Annotated in this window: 17 protein-coding genes and 3 riboswitches; of the genes, 7 read left to right on the top strand and 10 right to left on the bottom strand. The window is 27.3% G+C overall.

Features of this window, described 5'->3' with window-relative positions:
* Positions 1 to 29 precede the first annotated feature (29 nt).
* Both MKD34_RS05645 and MKD34_RS05650 read right to left on the bottom strand, forming a co-directional pair.
* Positions 30 to 1,355 (bottom strand): NCS2 family permease, encoded by a 1,326-nt coding sequence (locus MKD34_RS05645; RefSeq protein ID WP_407933851.1) that lies wholly within the window; start codon positions 1,353 to 1,355, stop codon positions 30 to 32.
* Between the two features lie 15 nt (positions 1,356 to 1,370).
* The gene (locus MKD34_RS05650; RefSeq protein WP_240218641.1) at positions 1,371 to 2,741 is read right to left on the bottom strand and encodes an amidohydrolase; all 1,371 of its coding nucleotides are present in this window, start codon (positions 2,739 to 2,741) and stop codon (positions 1,371 to 1,373) included.
* Between the two features lie 100 nt (positions 2,742 to 2,841).
* A riboswitch (purine riboswitch) is annotated at positions 2,842 to 2,942 on the bottom strand.
* Between the two features lie 116 nt (positions 2,943 to 3,058).
* Here MKD34_RS05650 and MKD34_RS05655 point away from each other — a divergent pair.
* On the top strand, positions 3,059 to 4,087 hold the full coding sequence (locus MKD34_RS05655) for a hypothetical protein (protein WP_240218642.1): 1,029 nt from the start codon (positions 3,059 to 3,061) through the stop codon (positions 4,085 to 4,087).
* Between the two features lie 29 nt (positions 4,088 to 4,116).
* Here the strand turns inward: MKD34_RS05655 and MKD34_RS05660 are convergent, their stop codons facing one another.
* The 4 genes from MKD34_RS05660 to MKD34_RS05675 form a co-directional block, all read right to left on the bottom strand.
* Positions 4,117 to 4,473 (bottom strand): DUF309 domain-containing protein, encoded by a 357-nt coding sequence (locus MKD34_RS05660; RefSeq protein WP_240218643.1) that lies wholly within the window; start codon positions 4,471 to 4,473, stop codon positions 4,117 to 4,119.
* Positions 4,463 to 4,975: a flavodoxin domain-containing protein gene (locus tag MKD34_RS05665; RefSeq protein ID WP_240218644.1), complete on the bottom strand. Its 513-nt coding sequence runs from the start codon at positions 4,973 to 4,975 to the stop codon at positions 4,463 to 4,465. The genes MKD34_RS05660 and MKD34_RS05665 overlap by 11 nt, the downstream gene beginning before the upstream one ends.
* A gap of 65 nt (positions 4,976 to 5,040) precedes the next feature.
* Complete coding sequence (locus MKD34_RS05670; RefSeq protein ID WP_240218645.1) at positions 5,041 to 6,216, bottom strand: M20 family metallopeptidase; 1,176 nt, start codon at positions 6,214 to 6,216, stop codon at positions 5,041 to 5,043.
* A gap of 15 nt (positions 6,217 to 6,231) precedes the next feature.
* The gene (locus MKD34_RS05675; protein ID WP_240218646.1) at positions 6,232 to 7,641 is read right to left on the bottom strand and encodes a YfcC family protein; all 1,410 of its coding nucleotides are present in this window, start codon (positions 7,639 to 7,641) and stop codon (positions 6,232 to 6,234) included.
* Between the two features lie 205 nt (positions 7,642 to 7,846).
* Between MKD34_RS05675 and MKD34_RS05680 the strand changes: the two genes are divergently transcribed.
* The 3 genes from MKD34_RS05680 to MKD34_RS05690 all read left to right on the top strand — a co-directional run bounded on the left by MKD34_RS05680 (position 7,847) and on the right by MKD34_RS05690 (position 9,856).
* Positions 7,847 to 8,683: a MurR/RpiR family transcriptional regulator gene (locus MKD34_RS05680; RefSeq protein WP_240218647.1), complete on the top strand. Its 837-nt coding sequence runs from the start codon at positions 7,847 to 7,849 to the stop codon at positions 8,681 to 8,683.
* Between the two features lie 12 nt (positions 8,684 to 8,695).
* A complete protein-coding gene (locus MKD34_RS05685) occupies positions 8,696 to 9,229 on the top strand; it encodes a hypothetical protein (RefSeq protein WP_240218648.1) in 534 nt (177 codons plus the stop codon).
* A 69-nt stretch (positions 9,230 to 9,298) separates the two neighbouring features.
* A complete protein-coding gene (locus MKD34_RS05690; protein WP_240218649.1) occupies positions 9,299 to 9,856 on the top strand; it encodes a flavin reductase family protein in 558 nt (185 codons plus the stop codon).
* A 20-nt stretch (positions 9,857 to 9,876) separates the two neighbouring features.
* Here the strand turns inward: MKD34_RS05690 and MKD34_RS05695 are convergent, their stop codons facing one another.
* A complete protein-coding gene (locus tag MKD34_RS05695; RefSeq protein WP_240218650.1) occupies positions 9,877 to 10,386 on the bottom strand; it encodes a hypothetical protein in 510 nt (169 codons plus the stop codon).
* Positions 10,387 to 10,554: 168 nt separating this feature from the next.
* Here MKD34_RS05695 and MKD34_RS05700 point away from each other — a divergent pair, with 168 nt between their 5' ends.
* Both MKD34_RS05700 and MKD34_RS05705 read left to right on the top strand, forming a co-directional pair.
* Positions 10,555 to 12,177, top strand: coding sequence for a nitrite/sulfite reductase (locus MKD34_RS05700; RefSeq protein ID WP_240218651.1), 1,623 nt, complete (start codon positions 10,555 to 10,557; stop codon positions 12,175 to 12,177).
* A gap of 157 nt (positions 12,178 to 12,334) precedes the next feature.
* Complete coding sequence (locus MKD34_RS05705; protein WP_240218652.1) at positions 12,335 to 13,564, top strand: pyridoxal phosphate-dependent aminotransferase; 1,230 nt, start codon at positions 12,335 to 12,337, stop codon at positions 13,562 to 13,564.
* 43 nt (positions 13,565 to 13,607) lie between these two features.
* Here the strand turns inward: MKD34_RS05705 and MKD34_RS05710 are convergent, their stop codons facing one another.
* Both MKD34_RS05710 and MKD34_RS05715 read right to left on the bottom strand, forming a co-directional pair.
* Entirely contained in the window at positions 13,608 to 15,017 is a 1,410-nt protein-coding gene (locus tag MKD34_RS05710; protein WP_240218653.1) for a carbon starvation CstA family protein, read from the bottom strand.
* Between the two features lie 16 nt (positions 15,018 to 15,033).
* A complete protein-coding gene (locus MKD34_RS05715; protein ID WP_240218654.1) occupies positions 15,034 to 15,954 on the bottom strand; it encodes a branched-chain amino acid transaminase in 921 nt (306 codons plus the stop codon).
* Positions 15,955 to 16,314: 360 nt separating this feature from the next.
* Positions 16,315 to 16,412: riboswitch (purine riboswitch) on the top strand.
* A gap of 57 nt (positions 16,413 to 16,469) precedes the next feature.
* Between MKD34_RS05715 and MKD34_RS05720 the strand changes: the two genes are divergently transcribed.
* Positions 16,470 to 17,255: a 5'-methylthioadenosine/S-adenosylhomocysteine nucleosidase gene (locus tag MKD34_RS05720; protein ID WP_023052197.1), complete on the top strand. Its 786-nt coding sequence runs from the start codon at positions 16,470 to 16,472 to the stop codon at positions 17,253 to 17,255.
* 22 nt (positions 17,256 to 17,277) lie between these two features.
* Here MKD34_RS05720 and MKD34_RS05725 read toward each other — a convergent pair whose 3' ends face one another.
* Entirely contained in the window at positions 17,278 to 18,246 is a 969-nt protein-coding gene (locus MKD34_RS05725) for a BMP family lipoprotein (protein WP_240218655.1), read from the bottom strand.
* A 68-nt stretch (positions 18,247 to 18,314) separates the two neighbouring features.
* Positions 18,315 to 18,412, bottom strand: a riboswitch (purine riboswitch).
* Between the last annotated feature and the right edge of the window lie 47 nt (positions 18,413 to 18,459).

The raw sequence follows: 18,459 nt of genomic DNA on the forward strand, positions 1-18,459 counted from the left end.
AAAGAAGAGAGTACCCTCTCTTCACAAATTTATACTATTAAATTTAAAATTGATAATCCACCTATTACCCATAAAGCTATATTTATTTTTTTTATCTCTCCTGCTGCAACATGAGTTATTATATATGCAACAAATCCAAAACTTAAACCTATACTAATACTATAAGTTAAAGGCATCATTACAATTGTTATAAAAGCAGGAATTGCTAGTTTCATATCTGTAAAATCTATATTTCCAATAGATTTAAACATAAATACTCCCACCAATACTAAAGCTGGAGCTGATGCATATCCTGGTACTATTCCAACTAATGGTGTAAATAATAAAGCTAATAAAAATAATCCACTTGTTACTAAAGAGGCTAATCCTGTTCTAGCTCCAGCAGATATTCCTGCTGCTGATTCTGCAAATGAAGTTACTGTACTCGTCCCTAAAACTGCTCCAATTAATGTTGATGATACATCAACTTGTAGCATCCTCTTTAAACCTTTAGCACCTTCATCCCCTTGTACTAATCCCATATTTTTGTAACAAGCCATCATAAATCCAAGAGAATCGAATAGGTCTATAAACATAAACGAAAATATTGAACCTATTAAAGATATTTTTAAAGCCCCTAATATATTTACTTTCATAAAAATTGGACTTATTGATGGAGGCATTGAAATAATTGCTTTTGGAATATCAACAATTCCAAAAAACATCCCTATAAGTGTTGTTGCTGCAATACTTATTAAAATACCACCTCTTACCTTTTTTATTTCACAAATAGCCATAATTGCTAACCCTAAGATCCCTAATACAGTTGGTATTGAAAAATCTCCTAAACCTACAAATGTAGCTTCATTTGCAACTATTATTCCCATGTTTTTTAAACCTATAAAAGCTATAAATAACCCAATCCCTGAAGTTGCTGCTGTAGAAACTACACTAGGAATAGCATTAGCTATTTTTTCTCTTATTCCACCCAATGTCATAATTAAAAAGAATAGTCCTGATATGAATACAACACCCAATGCATCTTCCCAAGAAACTCCTTGTCCTAAAACTAATGTATAAGTAAAAAATGCATTTAATCCCATACCTGGTGCTAAAGCAAAAGGGGCATTTGCCCATAAAGCGGCAATTCCTGTTCCAATAGCTGTTGCTAAACAAGTTACTGTTATAAGAGCACCTTTATCCATCCCAGCTGCAGAAAGAATTGCAGGATTTACAAAAACTATATATGCCATTGTTAAAAATGTTGTAAGACCACCTAAAACTTCTGTTTTTATTGAACTTCCTCTTTCTTCAATTTTAAAAACTTTTTCTAATATATCTAATGAAATATTTCTTTTTATTACTATTTTTTCCACTTTATAATCCTCCAACTATATTATATCTACTACAGGAAATCTATTTGGTAAAACTATTTTTGCCTTAGTCTTTATCTCCTCAGATTTTATTTTCACTTGCTCAATTAAATCACTCTCGTTTAAAACTAAAATTTCTCTATTTTTCATTAACCATTTTCCATTACACATTGTAGATTCAACATTTTCACTTGACATTGTATAAACAATATTAGCTATTGGATCATGAAGTGGTAAAGAATGAATTGTATTTGGATTTAAAATTATTAAATCTGCTTTTTTACCTACTTCTAGACTTCCTATTTCTCTTTCTAATAACGCGCACTTAGCTCCATTTATAGTAGACATTTCTAATACTTGTTCTGCTGGTATAACTTTTGGATTTAATGTTCTCCCTTTATGAATTAAAGAAGTTAGATACATCTCTCTCATCATATCCATTCTATTGTTTGAAGGTGCACCATCTGTTCCAATAGATACGTTTAACCCTTTTTCAAGCATTTCTGGTATTCTTGCAAATCCTAATACAACTTTCATTGCCGCTGCTGGATTATGTGATACCTTTACATCATATAATCTAAATAAATCTATCTCTCTATCTGTTAACCACACTGTGTGGACAGCTAATAAATTTGGTCCTAATGCCCCTAACTTATGAAGGTGTTCAACAGTTGAATTTCCTCTATTTATTTTCACATAATCATTTTCTGCTGCTATTTCAGCTATATGCATATGAATTCCTGTATTCAATTCATCTGCTATTTTTTTAGTTTTAATTATTAAATCATCTGAGTTATTAAAAATAGTTCTTAAACCAAACCAAATTTTTATTCTTCCATCTGCTGTATTATTATATTTATCAAATAGTTCTTTTTGTACTTGAATCTCTTCATCCGCTGTTTTTATCCAATTTGTAGGTAATCCAATCCCTTCATCCATAACTGATTTTGATAAAGCTGCTCTTATTCCTGTATTTTTTACCGCCTCAGCCATTGCTTCTACATACTGACCTCCTGCCTCTAAAAATGTTGTGACTCCAGACTTTATCATTTCTACACAACAAGCAGTTGAAGAGATTAATGAACTCTCATAATCAAAGTTACTCTCATAAGGCCAAACTCTTTCTCTTAGCCAAGTTAAAAGATCTACGTCATCAGCTATTCCTCTTCCTAGTTGCTGAGATAGATGAACATGTGTATTTATTAAACCTGGTAATATAATTTTCCCTTTTGCATCTATAATTTCTGCAGTATCTAGAATTGATTTTTCATCAACTTTTCCAATTGCCTTTATTAAATCGTTTTCAATTAAAATTGAACCATTATTATATATCTCTCTTTTCTCATTCATTGATACTACATATGCATTTTTTATTAAGATTTGTTTCACAAAAAACCTCCATTTTTTAAATAAAAAAAGTGTAAACTCTATCTGGGATAGAATTTACACTTAAAATTAAATTTAAAATATTTAACATATTTTAAAAAATTATAGTATAAGCTCTTCCCATAGCGTCCTGATTTAAGGTTAGGACGTAGAAACTTTTGGACCATATTACCAAAATATATGAGTAAACTTTTTATTTTAATAATACCATATTTGTATTTAAACTTCAATATTCTTGTGAAAAATTATCTATTATTTTTTTTGTTTTATATATGTTATAATCTAAATACATTTTTATATTAAAAATAAAGGAGATTTTTATGAAAAATTTATCTTATATTAAATATATTGGTATCAGTTTTATTTTAAGTTTTCTTTTAGGCTGTAGTGCTATAATGACATCTATTGGGAATAATAAAATTTCTAATGCTATAAATATATATAACTCTCGAGGAACGACAACAGACGGAACCTTAGAATTAATATCTGGATTAGACTACTCTTCTGAATCTCAAATTGGAATATCTCAGTATCAAAAACAATATTTTGAAATAACAAATACAAAAAACAATATTTTAAAAAATAAATATTTTACTAAACAAGATATAAACACACTTAACTTATATCTTCTAACTATTGAAGAGTTTAAAAAGATACATACTAAATTTCCTACTATAAAGATTGATTATAATGATTTTAATAATTCCAAAGCTAAAATTACTAAAATTTTTGAAGATTTTGTTTTAAAAGATGAAAAGCTCTACATAAGTCGTAATCAAAAAATTCAAAATATAAATTTTTATAAAAAAATAAATAAGTATATAAATAGTTATATCATTAATAGTACTATTTCAAATTTAGAAAATGATGTAACTGTAAACCTTTATGTAGGATCATCTTTTAGAGGATTTTCTCAGCTTGATTATCTTCTTACAAACACCTTGATGCATGCCTCTGATATAAATATAAATAGAAACCTTGGTAATTATATAATTTTTAGAGGTTTTAACTCTTTTTTAAAACCTAATTTTAAAAATTATTTTATAGATTTTAACTTTTCTAATGTATATACAAGAACTCTAGAAACAAAAGAGGAAATCAAAGAAAAAGAAAAACTTTTTATTGTTCGAAAAAAAATTACAGTTAGTGGTTATTATAAAATTTACAGTCAAAATTCAGCCCCACATACTAAATATTTTGAATTTAGTGAAAATTATACTCTTAAAATGAGGGAATATAATAATTCTACTTTTTACGATGACGAAAGAGATATTTTAAAAAATATTTTAGAAGATAAATTCTCAAATATTATTCGTTATGATTTAGATAATTTAATAAATATCAATTAAAAAAACCAGATTTCTCTGGTTTTTTTTTACTAATATATTGGAAGATAAATCTCCTCATACTCTTTTTTTATTTTTAAACTTTCTATAGTCCCTAAAATTTTTTGTTTTAAATATTTAGAATCTATATTTAATATCTCTATATCTTTAGATACTTCATCATAGTTATTTAAAGAATTCTCTAAGACTTGAATCGCACCTTTATAATTTTTATTTCTCCAATGATATAAACCCACAGCTATTAACAAGAGATTTATTGATACATGTTTTCTTGTCTCACATTTAGTTTCTTCTATCCAAATTTCTTCTAGGATTTCATGACATTTAAAAAAATCTCTTTGAATTTGAAAAGTATCCATAAACTCTCTATATTTTTCTTTATTTTTCATTTAATATTTCACCAAAATTATTTCTTATCCATACTTCTAATTTACTTTTTATTTCTTTAAGCATAAATATTTCATCTAAAGGTAAGCCAACAAATTTTCCATCAACAATTGCGCTACTTTTTACGAAATCATAATCTTCAACTTCTGTAAATCCAACTATATTAGCATTTCTTTTAACCAAAGCGTCATATACTGGTTTCATTCCATTAACAAAAGTAGCTGCATAAAATCCTTGATTTCCTCTTCCTATAATTCCAACTGATTTATTTTCAAAATTAACTTTTGAAATAACCTCAATTCCATCTTTCCAATCTTCATGGGGTTCTCCAAAACCATAAGTTGGAACTATAAAAATTAAAGCTTTATATTTTTTTAAATTTTCAATAATCCCTGTATCTGCTATCTTGTATATATCACAATTTTCTTTTAATAAATCTTTTATCAAAGTAGCTGTAAACTCACTCTTTCCTCTAGCGCTACTATAAAATACACCTATCTTCATTTATCACACCTCCATCTACACTTTATAAGTATAGTATTTTAAATGTGATTTTTCAATAGTTTAATTTAAATTTTTTCACTTTTTTCTTTATTTACTTTAAACTCGTTTAGAACTTCATTAAATAATTCCTTATTAGTGATTAAATCATATGCAGTTCCAGCTAAAATTTTTGCTCCTAATATTATAGCATTATGAGCTTCTTCACTTTTTCCTGCACACAAAAATTCATCTGAATGAGATGAGGTTCCTCGAGGTACAAAGGCTACTCTTATACAAGATCCAGGCACATGATACATTACGTTTCCAAAATCTGTAGACCCTGTTTTCTCTCTAGGGGGAGATAATCTAGGAGCATTAACCAATTCGGCATTATCCATAAGGATTTGATTAAGCTTCAAAACAGGTATTTTATTATTTAACCTTTTTGTTTCTATAATCTCATAATCTGTTTCCGTCATAAGAGATGCACCTTGTACCACTTTTTTGAACCTTTCAATAACATGATTTAAATAAGCTCTATCATAAGATCTTATACTAAACTTTGCTTCAGCATATTTAGGAACAACATTTGCAGGTCCTCCTGCATTTGTTATTGTATAATGCATTTTTACATCTTCTCTTACATGCTCTCTTAAAAATTCAATACCTTGAAATAAAAGAATTAATCCATCTAATGCACTTCTACCTTTTTCTGGAGCTAAAGCTGCGTGAGATCTAACTCCATGAAATTTAACTGTAAAATTTGAAAGCGCTAGTGATTTTACATCTGTTGTTGTATCTGGAGCACCATGCATCATTAAAGCAACATCTATATCATTAAAACAACCATTTTCTAACATTTTTACTTTTGCGCCTATTGTTTCTTCAGCTGGTGTTCCATAAACTACAATTTTATAATTTTTATCTTTTAATTGATTTTTTATACTTAAAGCAGCTCCAACTATACTTGGTCCTTGCATGTGATGAGCACATGCGTGTCCCATTCCTTCTAAAGCATCATATTCACATAATAAACCAATAGATGGTCCATTTTGTCCAACTTCATAAACCGCTCTAAAAGCTGTTTCAAATCCACCTATTCCAGTTTCTATTTTAAAGTCATTCATTCTTAAAATATCAATTATCTTTTTTGAGCTTTTATATTCTTCTAGTCCAATTTCTGGATTATCAAAAATTAAATCCCCTAAATCAATTAAATTACTTTTTAACTCCTCAACATTTTGTAAAATCTCTTGCTTCATAACTTTCTCCTTTAATTAAAATGGACCATATCCTATCCAATTTGCGATTATTATAAGTATTGATCCTGTTACTATCCATATTAAAAATAATTTTCCCATATATTTCATCCAATCTTCATAAGATACATTAGCTATTGCTAAGAATCCCATCAATGCTGACGATGTTGGAAGAACATAATTACTAAATCCATCACCGAAATTAAATGCTAACACGGCTGTTTGTCTTGTCATTCCTATCATATCTGCTACTGGTAGCATTATTGGCATTGTTACTGCTGCTTGTCCACTTCCTGAAGTAACTAAACCATTTATAAATAATTGCATTAAGAACATTCCAATAGACTGTAATACGTGCGGTAAAGATGCCAACATATTTCCTAAATAATAAACAGCTGTATCTAAAATTTTACCATCATCTAATATTATAGAGATTGTTCTTGCTATTCCTATTATTAAAGCACCAAATACTAAAGCTTTTGCTCCACTTACAAACTCTTTTGCAATTGTACTAGGTGAAAATCCATAAGCTAATCCTCCTAGAATAGCCATCCATATAAATAGTGCCGCACTTTGATTTAGTCCCCAATGCCATGCTGCTCCACCATATATTAATAATCCAAATAATCCAATTACAATTGCCAATACTAAATAGTGTCTTTTTTCTATTTCTGGCATAACATTTCCACCATTTTCAATGTTATTTTCTAATTTTTCTAAATCTCTAACAACACTTAATTCTGGATTTTTCTTAATTTTTTTAGCATAATTTAATATATAAATATTTGTTACAACTAAAAATACAACTAAACAAAAAATTCTATAACCTAATCCAGAAAACATTGGTAATCCTGCTAAGGCCTGAGCTACACCTGTTGTAAAAGGATTAAATGTTCCTGTACTAAATCCAATTGCTCCTCCTAAAGCTACCATAGAGATTCCTACTATTGCATCATACCCCATAGATCTTGCTAAAATTATTGCAACTGGTGCAAATCCAATAAATGTATTAACTCCCATACTCATACATGCTACTGCAAACACTGTTGTAAAAGCTGGTATTAATAACTCATCTTTATTAGAAAACACTTTAGTTACTTTAGCTGTTAATGCTTGGAACATACCTGTTTTTATAATTACATGGAATGCTCCTCCAACTATTAAAACTAAAAATATTATACTACTTGATTTATTTAGTGCATCTACAATTTTAAATGGAATATCTAAAAAACTAACTGGTGTATTTTCTATAAAAGCAAATTGATCTGCAACAATAACAGTCTTTCCTGTTACAGCATCCTTTATTCTTGGGAAATGTCCTGCTGGAACAACCCAAGTTAATAACGCAGCAAAAATAATTAATCCAAAAATAATTACATACGTATGTGGAAAGCTCATTTTACTTCCACTTTTTTCTTTTTTACTCATTTTACCCTCCAAAATGTTTTTTAAAAATTATTTTAAATAAAAAATGTTTATTTACAATCATAAATATACTACGATATTTTTTTATAGTCAAGTTTTTTTTGAACTATATGTTCTATTTATTCGTATTTTTTTCAGGATTTTACATATTTATATATTTTAAAAAATATGGTAAGCTATATTATAAATATTTTTTAAGGAGATTCCTATGATTGATTCTTTACAAAAAAGAGTTGCAAATAAAAGTTTAACAAAAACTGAAACTATTATTGCAGATTTCTTTTTCCACAATGAAAATAGAATATATTTTCTAACATCTAGCGATATTGCAAAAGAATTACAAATAAGTGATACTTCAGTAATTAGATTTGTTAAATCTCTAGGATTTAATAATTTTAAAGAGTTTAAAGATAGTTTAAAGCAACAAGTAAGCGATAAAATTCTTACTCCATCTGAAAAATTAAGTTTAAACGAAGAACTTTTAAAGAAAAATAATTTAATCGAAACATTTACTAACTCAATCTTTAAAAATATTGAAGAAACAATAAATATAAATTCCTATGATAAAATTTCAAAAATAATTGATATACTTTTTAACTCTAATAAAAAATATATTATAGGTTTTAAAAGTGTCTCTGGAGCCACATCATTTTTCGGCTTACGTTTAGGTTTTATATTAAAAAATGTTATTACACATAATCAAAATAATTCTGAACTTATAAAAAATATAGTTGATATTCAAAAGGATGATTGTTTGTTTTTAATTGCTCATCCTAAATATTCAAAAACTTATCCACTATTAATTGAAATTGCAAAAAAAGCTGAAGCAAAAATTATTATAGTTACTGATAAATCAACATCACCTGTTGCTAATACTGGAGATATAACTGTATTTACAGATATACGAGGTATTAGTTACTTTAATTCAATTATTTCTACTCAAGCACTACTAGAATTTATACTAACTTCTATGAGTAAAAATTTAGATGATGACTCTAAAAAGCGTCTAGCTTATATTAATGAACTTTTAAATGAAAATAAATAATTTGGAGGATATATGAAAAAATTAATACTTACAGGATTTTTGCTTAGTAATTTAGTTTATGCTAACTCATTACTTATAAATCAAGAACAATTAAAAGAACAACTTATCCCTTCTTTAAGAAATAGTATTGTTTTTGAAAAATTCAAACCTATTTTAGCTAGAGAAGGAAAAATAGGAGAAACTATAAAAACATTCACTAAAGATGGGTTAGAAACAATAAATCAAGTTACAGTTCCTAGCTATATTGTTAAAAATACAACAGATGCTAAAGAGGAATATATTGTAACTAAAGAAAAATTTGAACAAAGATATACTTTTTTAAAAAAAGAAAATAAAACTTGGAGCTTTTTTAAACCTGTTGGAGAAATTAAAGTTGTTAAAATTAAAAATAATAATGATTTTTTTATTATAGCTCCATGGGGAGAAAAAATGATTGTTAAAAAAGATGACTTTTTAGTTTCTCCTCTTGATTATTCTGAGATATATAGAATTGCTAATAAAGAATTCTTTGAAACATATAAACCAAAAGATATTTTACAAAAATAAAAATTATAAAAGGATTTTTTTCTTTTTTTAGTATTTCATTATATAATTTAATTTTAAGAGGTGATTTTTATGTGGAAAAATTTAGGACCTATTGTCGCTTTATATCCTACTCCAACCGTTATTGTTGGTATGATTGATGAGTATGAAAAAGTTAATTGGATCAATATTGCTCATATTGGTATAATTGGAAATGACTCTATTTTATTAAGTGTACATAAAAATCATTTTAGTAATGAAATTATCAAAGATAAGCTTGCTGTTTCTGTTAATATTGTAACAGAAGATATGCTTGAAGCTGCTGATTTCGTTGGAATTGTTAGCGGTAGAAAAGTGGATAAATCAAATGTTTTTGACTATACTATAGGAATAAGAAACGTTCCTATGATAAATATTTCTCCTATTGTTATGGAATGTGAAGTTACTGACAATTATGAAACAAAGGAACATAATCAATATATTTTAAAAATCAGACATACTCATATTAAATCTGAAGTTCTTGATTCTGAAGGAAATATTAATTATGATATTTTGAAACCTATTCTTTTTGAAATGCCTACTAAATCCTATTATAAATTAGGAGAAAAAGTTGGTAAGTGTTGGAAATTAGGAGAAAATTTTTCAAAATAAAAAGCCCTTTTGGGCTTTTTTTATTTTTTAAATGTATCTTTTTTAGATTCAAAAGCTTTTAGAGTATTTCTAAGCTCTCCGTTTACACTATTTGCATGAAATGTTGACCCTGCTAAAGAATCGATTGGTAACTCCTCTGCATTTTTTCCTTTATATTTATTTATCCATTCTTTATCATGGACATTTTGATGTTTATCATTTGCATCTGGTAAATAAAAACCTAAAAGTTTTCCTTCTGGTGAAATAATTGTTATTAATGCCTCATGTTTATTGTATGATTTTACATGTGTTAATCCTGCATATGCAACTACTTTTCCACTATTTTCGATTGTTGTAAAATTATAATACCCTAGGTTTGGTGCTTCATAAATTTCTCCTAATTTATCATATTTTACTCCCGAATCTTTAATAGCTTTTTGAATTTGAAGATTATAGTTCTCTATTGAATACTTTGATAAATCCTCTGATTTAGCTTTATATGCAAAAGCTAATTGTGACAAACAAAAAATCATAAACAATACTTTTTTCATTTTTTCCTCCCGTTTTTAATATGATCTGATCTATTATAACATAAAAAATATAATGTGTAATTTTTATATCTCTTTTTCTTAAAAGCTATTTTTATAAAATAGTTGAATTAATATTCAAAAAGTTGTAAAATACTAAAATCGGATATGTTCGAATAAAGGAGATAGAAAATGGAAAGAATCACAAAAAAACTGAACGAAATTGAAAATCAATATTTAGAACTTGAAAACGGTATTATCGATTATACTAATAATATCATTAAGTCACCTGATTTAAAGAAAAAAGGTTCTAAATTTGGAATTTACGAACAAAAAGGTAAAAAAATGATGTTAAGACTTAAAGCTGTTGGTGGAGAACTTTCTACACAAAATTTTAAAGATTTAGTAGATATTATGTTTAAACAAAACATCCCTTTTTTACATCTTTCAACAAGACAAAATTATCAACTACACGAAGTTGATTTTGATAAAGTTAAATCTACTATTGAGCTTTGTAATAATAAAGAGATGTATTTCAGAGGTGGTGGAGGAAATACTTTCAGAAGTATTTTAGTCTCTACATATACAGGTGTTGATAAAAAAAGTAATTTTGATGTTATTCCTTATGCTAAAATGATTGAAAATGAAGTTTTTTTTATTGATAAAGCTTTTGATTTTGGAAGAAAATTAAAAATTGGATTTTCTAATAGTTCAGATGATGAATTTGTAATGGCTGTACAAGATATGGGATTTGTAGCTAAAGAAATTAATGGTAAAAAGGGATTTAAAGTTTTTGCTGGTGGAGGTATGGGAAGAGGAAGTAAAATTGGACATATTTTACTTGAATTTTTACCTGAAGAGGATTTATTAAAAGCAGTTAAAGCTATGATTGAACTTTTTTACGATCGTGGTGATAGAGTTAATAGGATGCAAGCTAGACTTAGATTTTTAGTTGAAAAGATTGGAATAGATGGATTTAGAAAACTTTTCTTAGAATACTTTAATAAAGAAACTACTGAAAATGGTATTATTAAAACTATTGATTATGCTAATTTTATTCCTAATTTAACTAAATTTGAAATAAATAATACTGATGAAAACTATAACCAATGGATTGACCTATGTGTAAAAGAAACTAAATTTAAAGATATTGTTTCTTTAGTTCTTTATGTAAAAAATGGAGATTTATCAAAAGAGCATGCTCAAAAATTAGCTAATCTTTTAGATAATATAAATTCTCCTATTGTTAGAGCTACTATTAATCAAAATCTAGTTGTTCCTATGGTACATAAGTCAGCTTTACCATATATTTATGAGTTTTTAAATAATGAAATTCCTGAAATTGTAAGTGAATCTTTTTCAATAAGAGGTCAAATTAGAGCTTGTGTTGGATCTACAGTTTGTATGATTGGAGTTCAAGATTCTGTTTCTATAGCTGATTCAATTGCTGTTGAATTAGATAATTTAGCTAATCTTTATCCACAATATAGAAAAATTATATTTAAAGAAGCTAAGAACATAAGAATCTCAGGATGTCCTAGTTCATGTGCTGGTATTCCCGTTGCTCCTTTAGGATTTATTGGTTTAAAAAAGAGAATAAATGATGTTTTAACAGACTGTATGCAAGTTTATATGGGTGGAATTTTAACTGAATCTATTCAGTCTCTTGCATTTGAAATACCTAACTTAATTATTCCTATTGATGAAATTCCATTACTTGTTAGAAGATTATTTGAAGACTATCTAGAGATGTTACAAGTTTATGATTTAACTTTCACACAGTATATGTATGAAAGAAGACTAGAAGAATTTTAAAAAATAAAGAGAGAGTGCGCTTTCTCTTTATTTTTTATTCTTTTTTGAAAAATTTTTTTTATTTATATTTTTATTTAAAATATTTTTCTAAATTATCTTGACTTATATATTTTTTTAATTTAAAATTACATTAAAAGAAATTTAAGAGGTGATTATTATGTTAGCTGAACATTCTAAAAGTAAAAAAATTTTCGATAATGGTTTTCAAATCGCTAAAAATGCTGATTTAGCATCTAAAATATACGGTAAAGAAAATGTAATTAATGCAACTTTAGGAATCTTTTATAATGATAATGAAGAAATGCACACTTTAGATATTGTTAATAATGAATATAAAAATTTATCAGACAAAGATCTTTTCAATTATTCTTCAAGTATAAATGGTGAAGAATTATTTATCGACGCTGTTAAGCAATATATTTTTGGTAAAAATCATATTAATATTCTTAAAAATAATTTTTGTGAAGTCATTGCAACACCTGGTGGTAGTGGTGCTATATATAATACTTTTAAAAATTATATAAATCCAGGTGAAGTGGTTCTTCTCCCTAACTATATGTGGAGCTCTTATAAGCTTATGAGTAAAGAAGTTGGTGGTGGATATCAAACTTACTCTCTTTTTAATAAAAAAGGGAAATTTGATTTAATTAATTTTAAAAATTCAGTTATAGAATTAGCTAAAATTCAGAAGAATTTGGTTGTTGTTCTTAATAATCCCTGTCATAATCCTACAGGATATACTTTATCATCTTATGAAATAAAATCTCTTATGAATATTTTAAAAGAGGCATGTACTCTTTGCAATATCATTTTAATTAATGATATTGCCTACATGGATTTTAACAATAAAAAAAATGATTTAAGTGTATTTTATCAAAATCTTCCCACTAATCTTCTTATGATGATTACATTTAGTATGTCAAAATCTTTTTGTTGTTATGGTTTAAGAGTTGGAGCACAAATAGCAATCTCTTCATCAAAAGACACTATAGATAATTTTACAGATGCAAGTCTTTATACTTGTAGAAGCGTTTGGTCTAATATCTCAAAAGGAGGAATGACTCTATTTAGTAATATTGTCTTAAACAAAAAAAAATACAAACAACTTTTATTAGAACAAAGCTATATGAAAAATATGATTAAAGAACGTTCTGAAATCTTTTTAGGTGAGGCTGCAGCTGTTGATCTTAATATTTTACCTTATAAAAGTGGATTTTTCATAACAATACCCTTTTCAAAAGGTTTAGAAAAAGAAATTGAATTAAAATTAAAAAATGAAAATATTTTTGCAATAATTATTCCAGGTGGTATTAGAATAGCTATTTGTAGTATACCAAAGCATAAAGTTTATAATCTCGCAAAAAAAATAAAAATAGCAATTTCTTAAAAATAAAACAGGAGATAGTTTTTAAATTATCTCCTGTTTTATTTTATATAATTATTTTATCTGGTTCTTTGTTTACTTTAGCGTTTTTTAAACTAATAACTATCAATGCCAAAATAAAATTTAAAATTCCTATACTATATACCAAGTACATATTATCTAATTTTAATCCTTCTGGTGCAACTAAAAAATAACAAGTAATCATTGCACTCATAAAAGCTGCTGGTATCCCTGCCACCCAATAATTTCTTTTTTTCTCTATAAAATAATATGTACATGTCCATAAACCTAATGTTGCTAGCAATTGATTTGTAGATGCAACATATCTCCAAAGAGTATTAAATCCAAATTGTGATAAAAAACCAGCTAATAAAAATAATGGAGTAGCTACTATTAATCTATTTTTCAATGAGCTTTGATTATAATTTAAAACTTCAGCAATTGTAACTCTTGCACTTCGAAAAGCTGTATCTCCTGTTGTAATAGGTAAAGCAATTAGCCCAAACAGTGTAAATACAAGTCCATATTTTCCTAAAAGTCCAGTGATCATTTTGCTAACAGCTACCATTCCCCCTCCACTTCCTGCTAACCCTTCTACTCCATTAAAAAATCCTAAAGATATAGCTGCCCATGTCAAAGCTACAAAGCCCTCTAAATACATAGCTGCCATAAATGATTTTCTTCCATCGTTCTCGTTTTTTAAACATCTTGCTACTAAGACTGATTGTGTCGAATGAAATCCAGAGATTGCTCCACATGAAATAACAACAAACATATAAGGAAATATTGGTAATTTTTTAGGATGCATATTTTCTAAAGTTACTTCTGGTATTTTTACTCCTTTTATTAGCATTGCTCCAATTAATAAAAACATCATTAAAACTAAAGCTCCTCCAAACAAAGGATATACTCTTCCTATAATTTTATCAATAGGTAGAAGTGTTGCTACTATATAATACCCTACAATCAAAGTTAACCAAATCTCTTTGTTAATTCCTGTAAATGATTGTAAAATCTCTGCTGGACCTGTAATAAAAGCTACTCCAACTATAATTAATAATATAATTAAAAAATATTTAGTAAAAAGCTTTGCTCTATTTCCCAAATATTTTCCAATTAACTCCTGCATATTTTCACCATTATTTCTCATAGAAATCATTCCCGTATAATAATCATGAACTGCTCCTGCAAAAATAGTTCCAAATACAATCCATAAAAAAGATGAGCTTCCCCACATAGCTCCTGCTACGGCTCCAGTAATTGGCCCTAAACCTGCTATATTTAAAAATTGAACTAGAAAACTTTTAATCCAATTCATTTGTACAAAATCTACTCCATCAGCCTTTAATAAAGCTGGTGTCTCTCTATTATCTACCCCAAAATTCTTTTCCAAATATTTTCCATATGTTAAATATGCAACAATTAAAATAACTACACCAATAAAATAACTTTTCATAATTTCATCCTCCTTTTTACTCAACTATAGTTAACCACTCTCGATACTTTTCATTTTCGCCCTCAACTATTTTAAAAAACTCCTCTTGAATTTTTTTAGTTATCTCACCTCTACTTCCACACCCAACCTTTATATTATCTACAGAACTAACTGGTGTTATCTCCGCTGCTGTTCCTGTCAGAAATATTTCATCAGCTAAATATAAAAATTCACGAGGTAAAGTTTCATATTTTACTACTAAGCCTAAATCTTTAGCTATTTTAACTACTACATCTCTTGTTATTCCTGCTAAAGATGAAGATGCCATTGGTGGTGTTAAAAGTTCTCCATTTTTTACAAGAAAAATATTTTCTCCACTTCCTTCACTTATATTTCCAAAATAATCTAATGCTAAGCCCTCTTCAAACCCCATGTCTAAAGCTTCCATCTTTATCAGTTGAGAACTTAAATAATTTCCAGAAGCTTTAGCCAAAGCTGGTAAAGTATTTGGTGCCGGTCTTCTCCATGAAGATACACATACCTTTATTCCATTTTTCAGTCCTTCCTCGCCTAAATAAGCACCCCACTTCCAAGCTGCTATTATAGCCTCTACTGGATTACATGTTGGATTTACTCCAAGTTGATTATAACCTCTAAAAATTAGTGGTCTAATATACCCAGCTTCTAATTTATTTATCTTTATTGTATCTAAAACACCTTTTATAAATTCATTTTTAGTGTAAGGAACTTCCATTTTATAAATTTTACAAGAATCATATAATCTATCCACATGTTCTTTTAATCTAAATACCGCTGACTTTCCATTCTTTAATTTATATAATCTTATTCCTTCAAAACATCCTGAACCATAGTGCAGCACATGTGATAATACATGCACTTTTGCATCATCATGCTCTTTTAATTCTCCATTAAACCAAATTTTTCCTGTCTCAATCATATTAACTCCTCCCAAATTTTATAAATAATAAAAAAGGCTTGAAATCTATATAGACTCAAGCCTTAAAATACTTTTTTTATCGCTCAAGCCTTAAATTTGTACTAAAATAAGGCTTGAATACTTAGAAGAAAAATTTCGTCTAACACCAAACCATAGAGCTTATTATTATTATCAGTATTAATAAAAAGTTTATTTTAAATTTAGTGTTCATTTTTTTCCTCCTTTTGTTTTTTTTATTAAGACAAATAATAAACTATTTTTTTATAATTGTCAACTTTTTTTGAAAAAATATTTTTATTTTTATTTTAACTATAATTTTTTTGTTATTTTTTTAACAATATCTTGCACAAAAAAGAATTTCTTGATATTATTTATTTAGCTCATATATACCTCAAATACGGTGAGGAGTCTCTACAATCAACCTTAAATTGATTACTATGGCTTATTAATATAAAAGTTAATAACTATTTATGTAGAGTTTTGGGTATACTTTATTTAGGAGGCAACACAAAACTATGAAAAAATTTATCACAACTTTTTTACTACTATCTTCAATCACTTTTTCAAAAGAAACTATTTTAATTCAAGGTGCTATGGATATGGAGGTTGATTATTTAATAAAAACTCTAAAAAATCCAACTAAACAGCATATAGGTTCTTGGACATTTTGGAAAGGAAACCTTGGAAAACATGAAGTTATTGTTTCTAGAACAGAAGTTGGCTTAGTTAATGCTGCAGCTGCTACAACTATTGGTATTGAAAAATATAAACCAACAATTATAATTAATCAAGGAACTTCTGGTGGACATGATTTTTCTTTACATACTGGAGATATAGTTTTAGGAACTGATATTATAAACATTGGAGCTATTCGAACAGAAAGAAAAGAAGAGGGCGTTCCAGAAAATATAAGAGATGGGATATTTTTTGATGTAGTTCAAAGACTTAGAGATTCTAATAATAATCTTGTTACATATAAAAATTTTTCAAGCAACTCAAATTTAATTGAAATTGCTCAAAAAACTAGTTATTCTAATGGAAAAATCTCTTTAGGTGTTATCGGTTCCGCTGATCAATGGAACAGAGAAATCGAAAGAATTAAATATTTAAATACAACATTTAAAACTCAAACTGAAGAGATGGAGTCAGTTGCAGTAGCTCAAATTGCGAAAGCTTATGATATTCCTTTTTTAGCTATAAGAGTTTTATCAAATACAGAAATACACAATGAAGAATTTAATCCTAAGACAGCTCTTTGGTGTCAAGAGTTTACTGTTAATGTTATAAATAATATACAATAAAAAAAGTCGCAATTGCGACTTTTTATTTTATTATTATTTCATTTAATTTTATTTTTTCTATTATAACTTCTAATTTTTTTAAATTCTCGTCACCTATTATCTCTTTTGTATTTCTAAAATCTGTTGTTCCTACACCATTTTCGGATAATCCGTAATAAGAATCTCCTCCTTGAAACTCGTTATTCAAGATAGATTTAACTGTATTATAAACTGCTATATCTACATTTTTCATCATAGATGTTAACACTGTTCCTTTTATAAAATCATCTTGATCTGAGTCAACTCCTATAGCATATATGTTATTATCTTTAGCTGCTTCTAAAACACCTAAACCACTTCCACCAGCGGCATGGTATAATACATCTGCTCCTTGCTTTATTTGAAGGGTTGCCATCTCATTTGCCTTCAAAGGATCATTAAAAGCTGTTGTTCCACCAATATATGCACTCAAAACTTTTATATTTGGATTTATATACTTTGCACCTTGCTCATAACCATTTTTAAATTTATTAATTAAAGGCATATCTATGCCTCCCACAAAACCAATTACATGATTCTTACTCATCATGGCTGCTAAAGATCCCATTAAAAAAGAACCTTCATTCTCCTTAAATAATAAATTTTTAATATTTTTTTCATTTGTTGTATTATCAATCATCGCAAATTTTATATCTGGATAGTCTCTCGCTACATTTTCTACAGCATCTTTCATAGGAAATCCTACTCCTATTATAAAATCATACTCTGCATCTGCATATTCTCTTAAAAACTCTTCATCCTCTAAAGATGATTTTGGCTCAACATACTTAAAATCTATTCCTAAATCTTTTTTAGCTATTTCTAACCCTCTATATGCTGAATCATTAAAAGATTTATCTCCCAATCCTCCTGTTGATAATACTAATCCAACTTTTATATTAGCAAAAATCTCAGTTTTTTGCCATGTAAACACAATAAAAACAATTAATAAAAGCTTAAAAATATTTTTCATAAAAATAAAAACCTCCAATATTGATTTAATCCATAATTTATATGAACTTAAATAAAAATTGAAAGTTTTCAACTTTAAAATAAGCCCATAGTAAGTTATTTACGGTAACTTGTAGAGACGTTTCACCATATTTGAAACATATATAGGATTTGTTATTATTATATATTATATTTATAAAAAAGTATAGTATTTTAATATACTCAATTTTTGTTA

It is taken from the genome of Cetobacterium somerae, from assembly GCF_022430525.1.
GTDB lineage: Bacteria > Fusobacteriota > Fusobacteriia > Fusobacteriales > Fusobacteriaceae > Cetobacterium_A.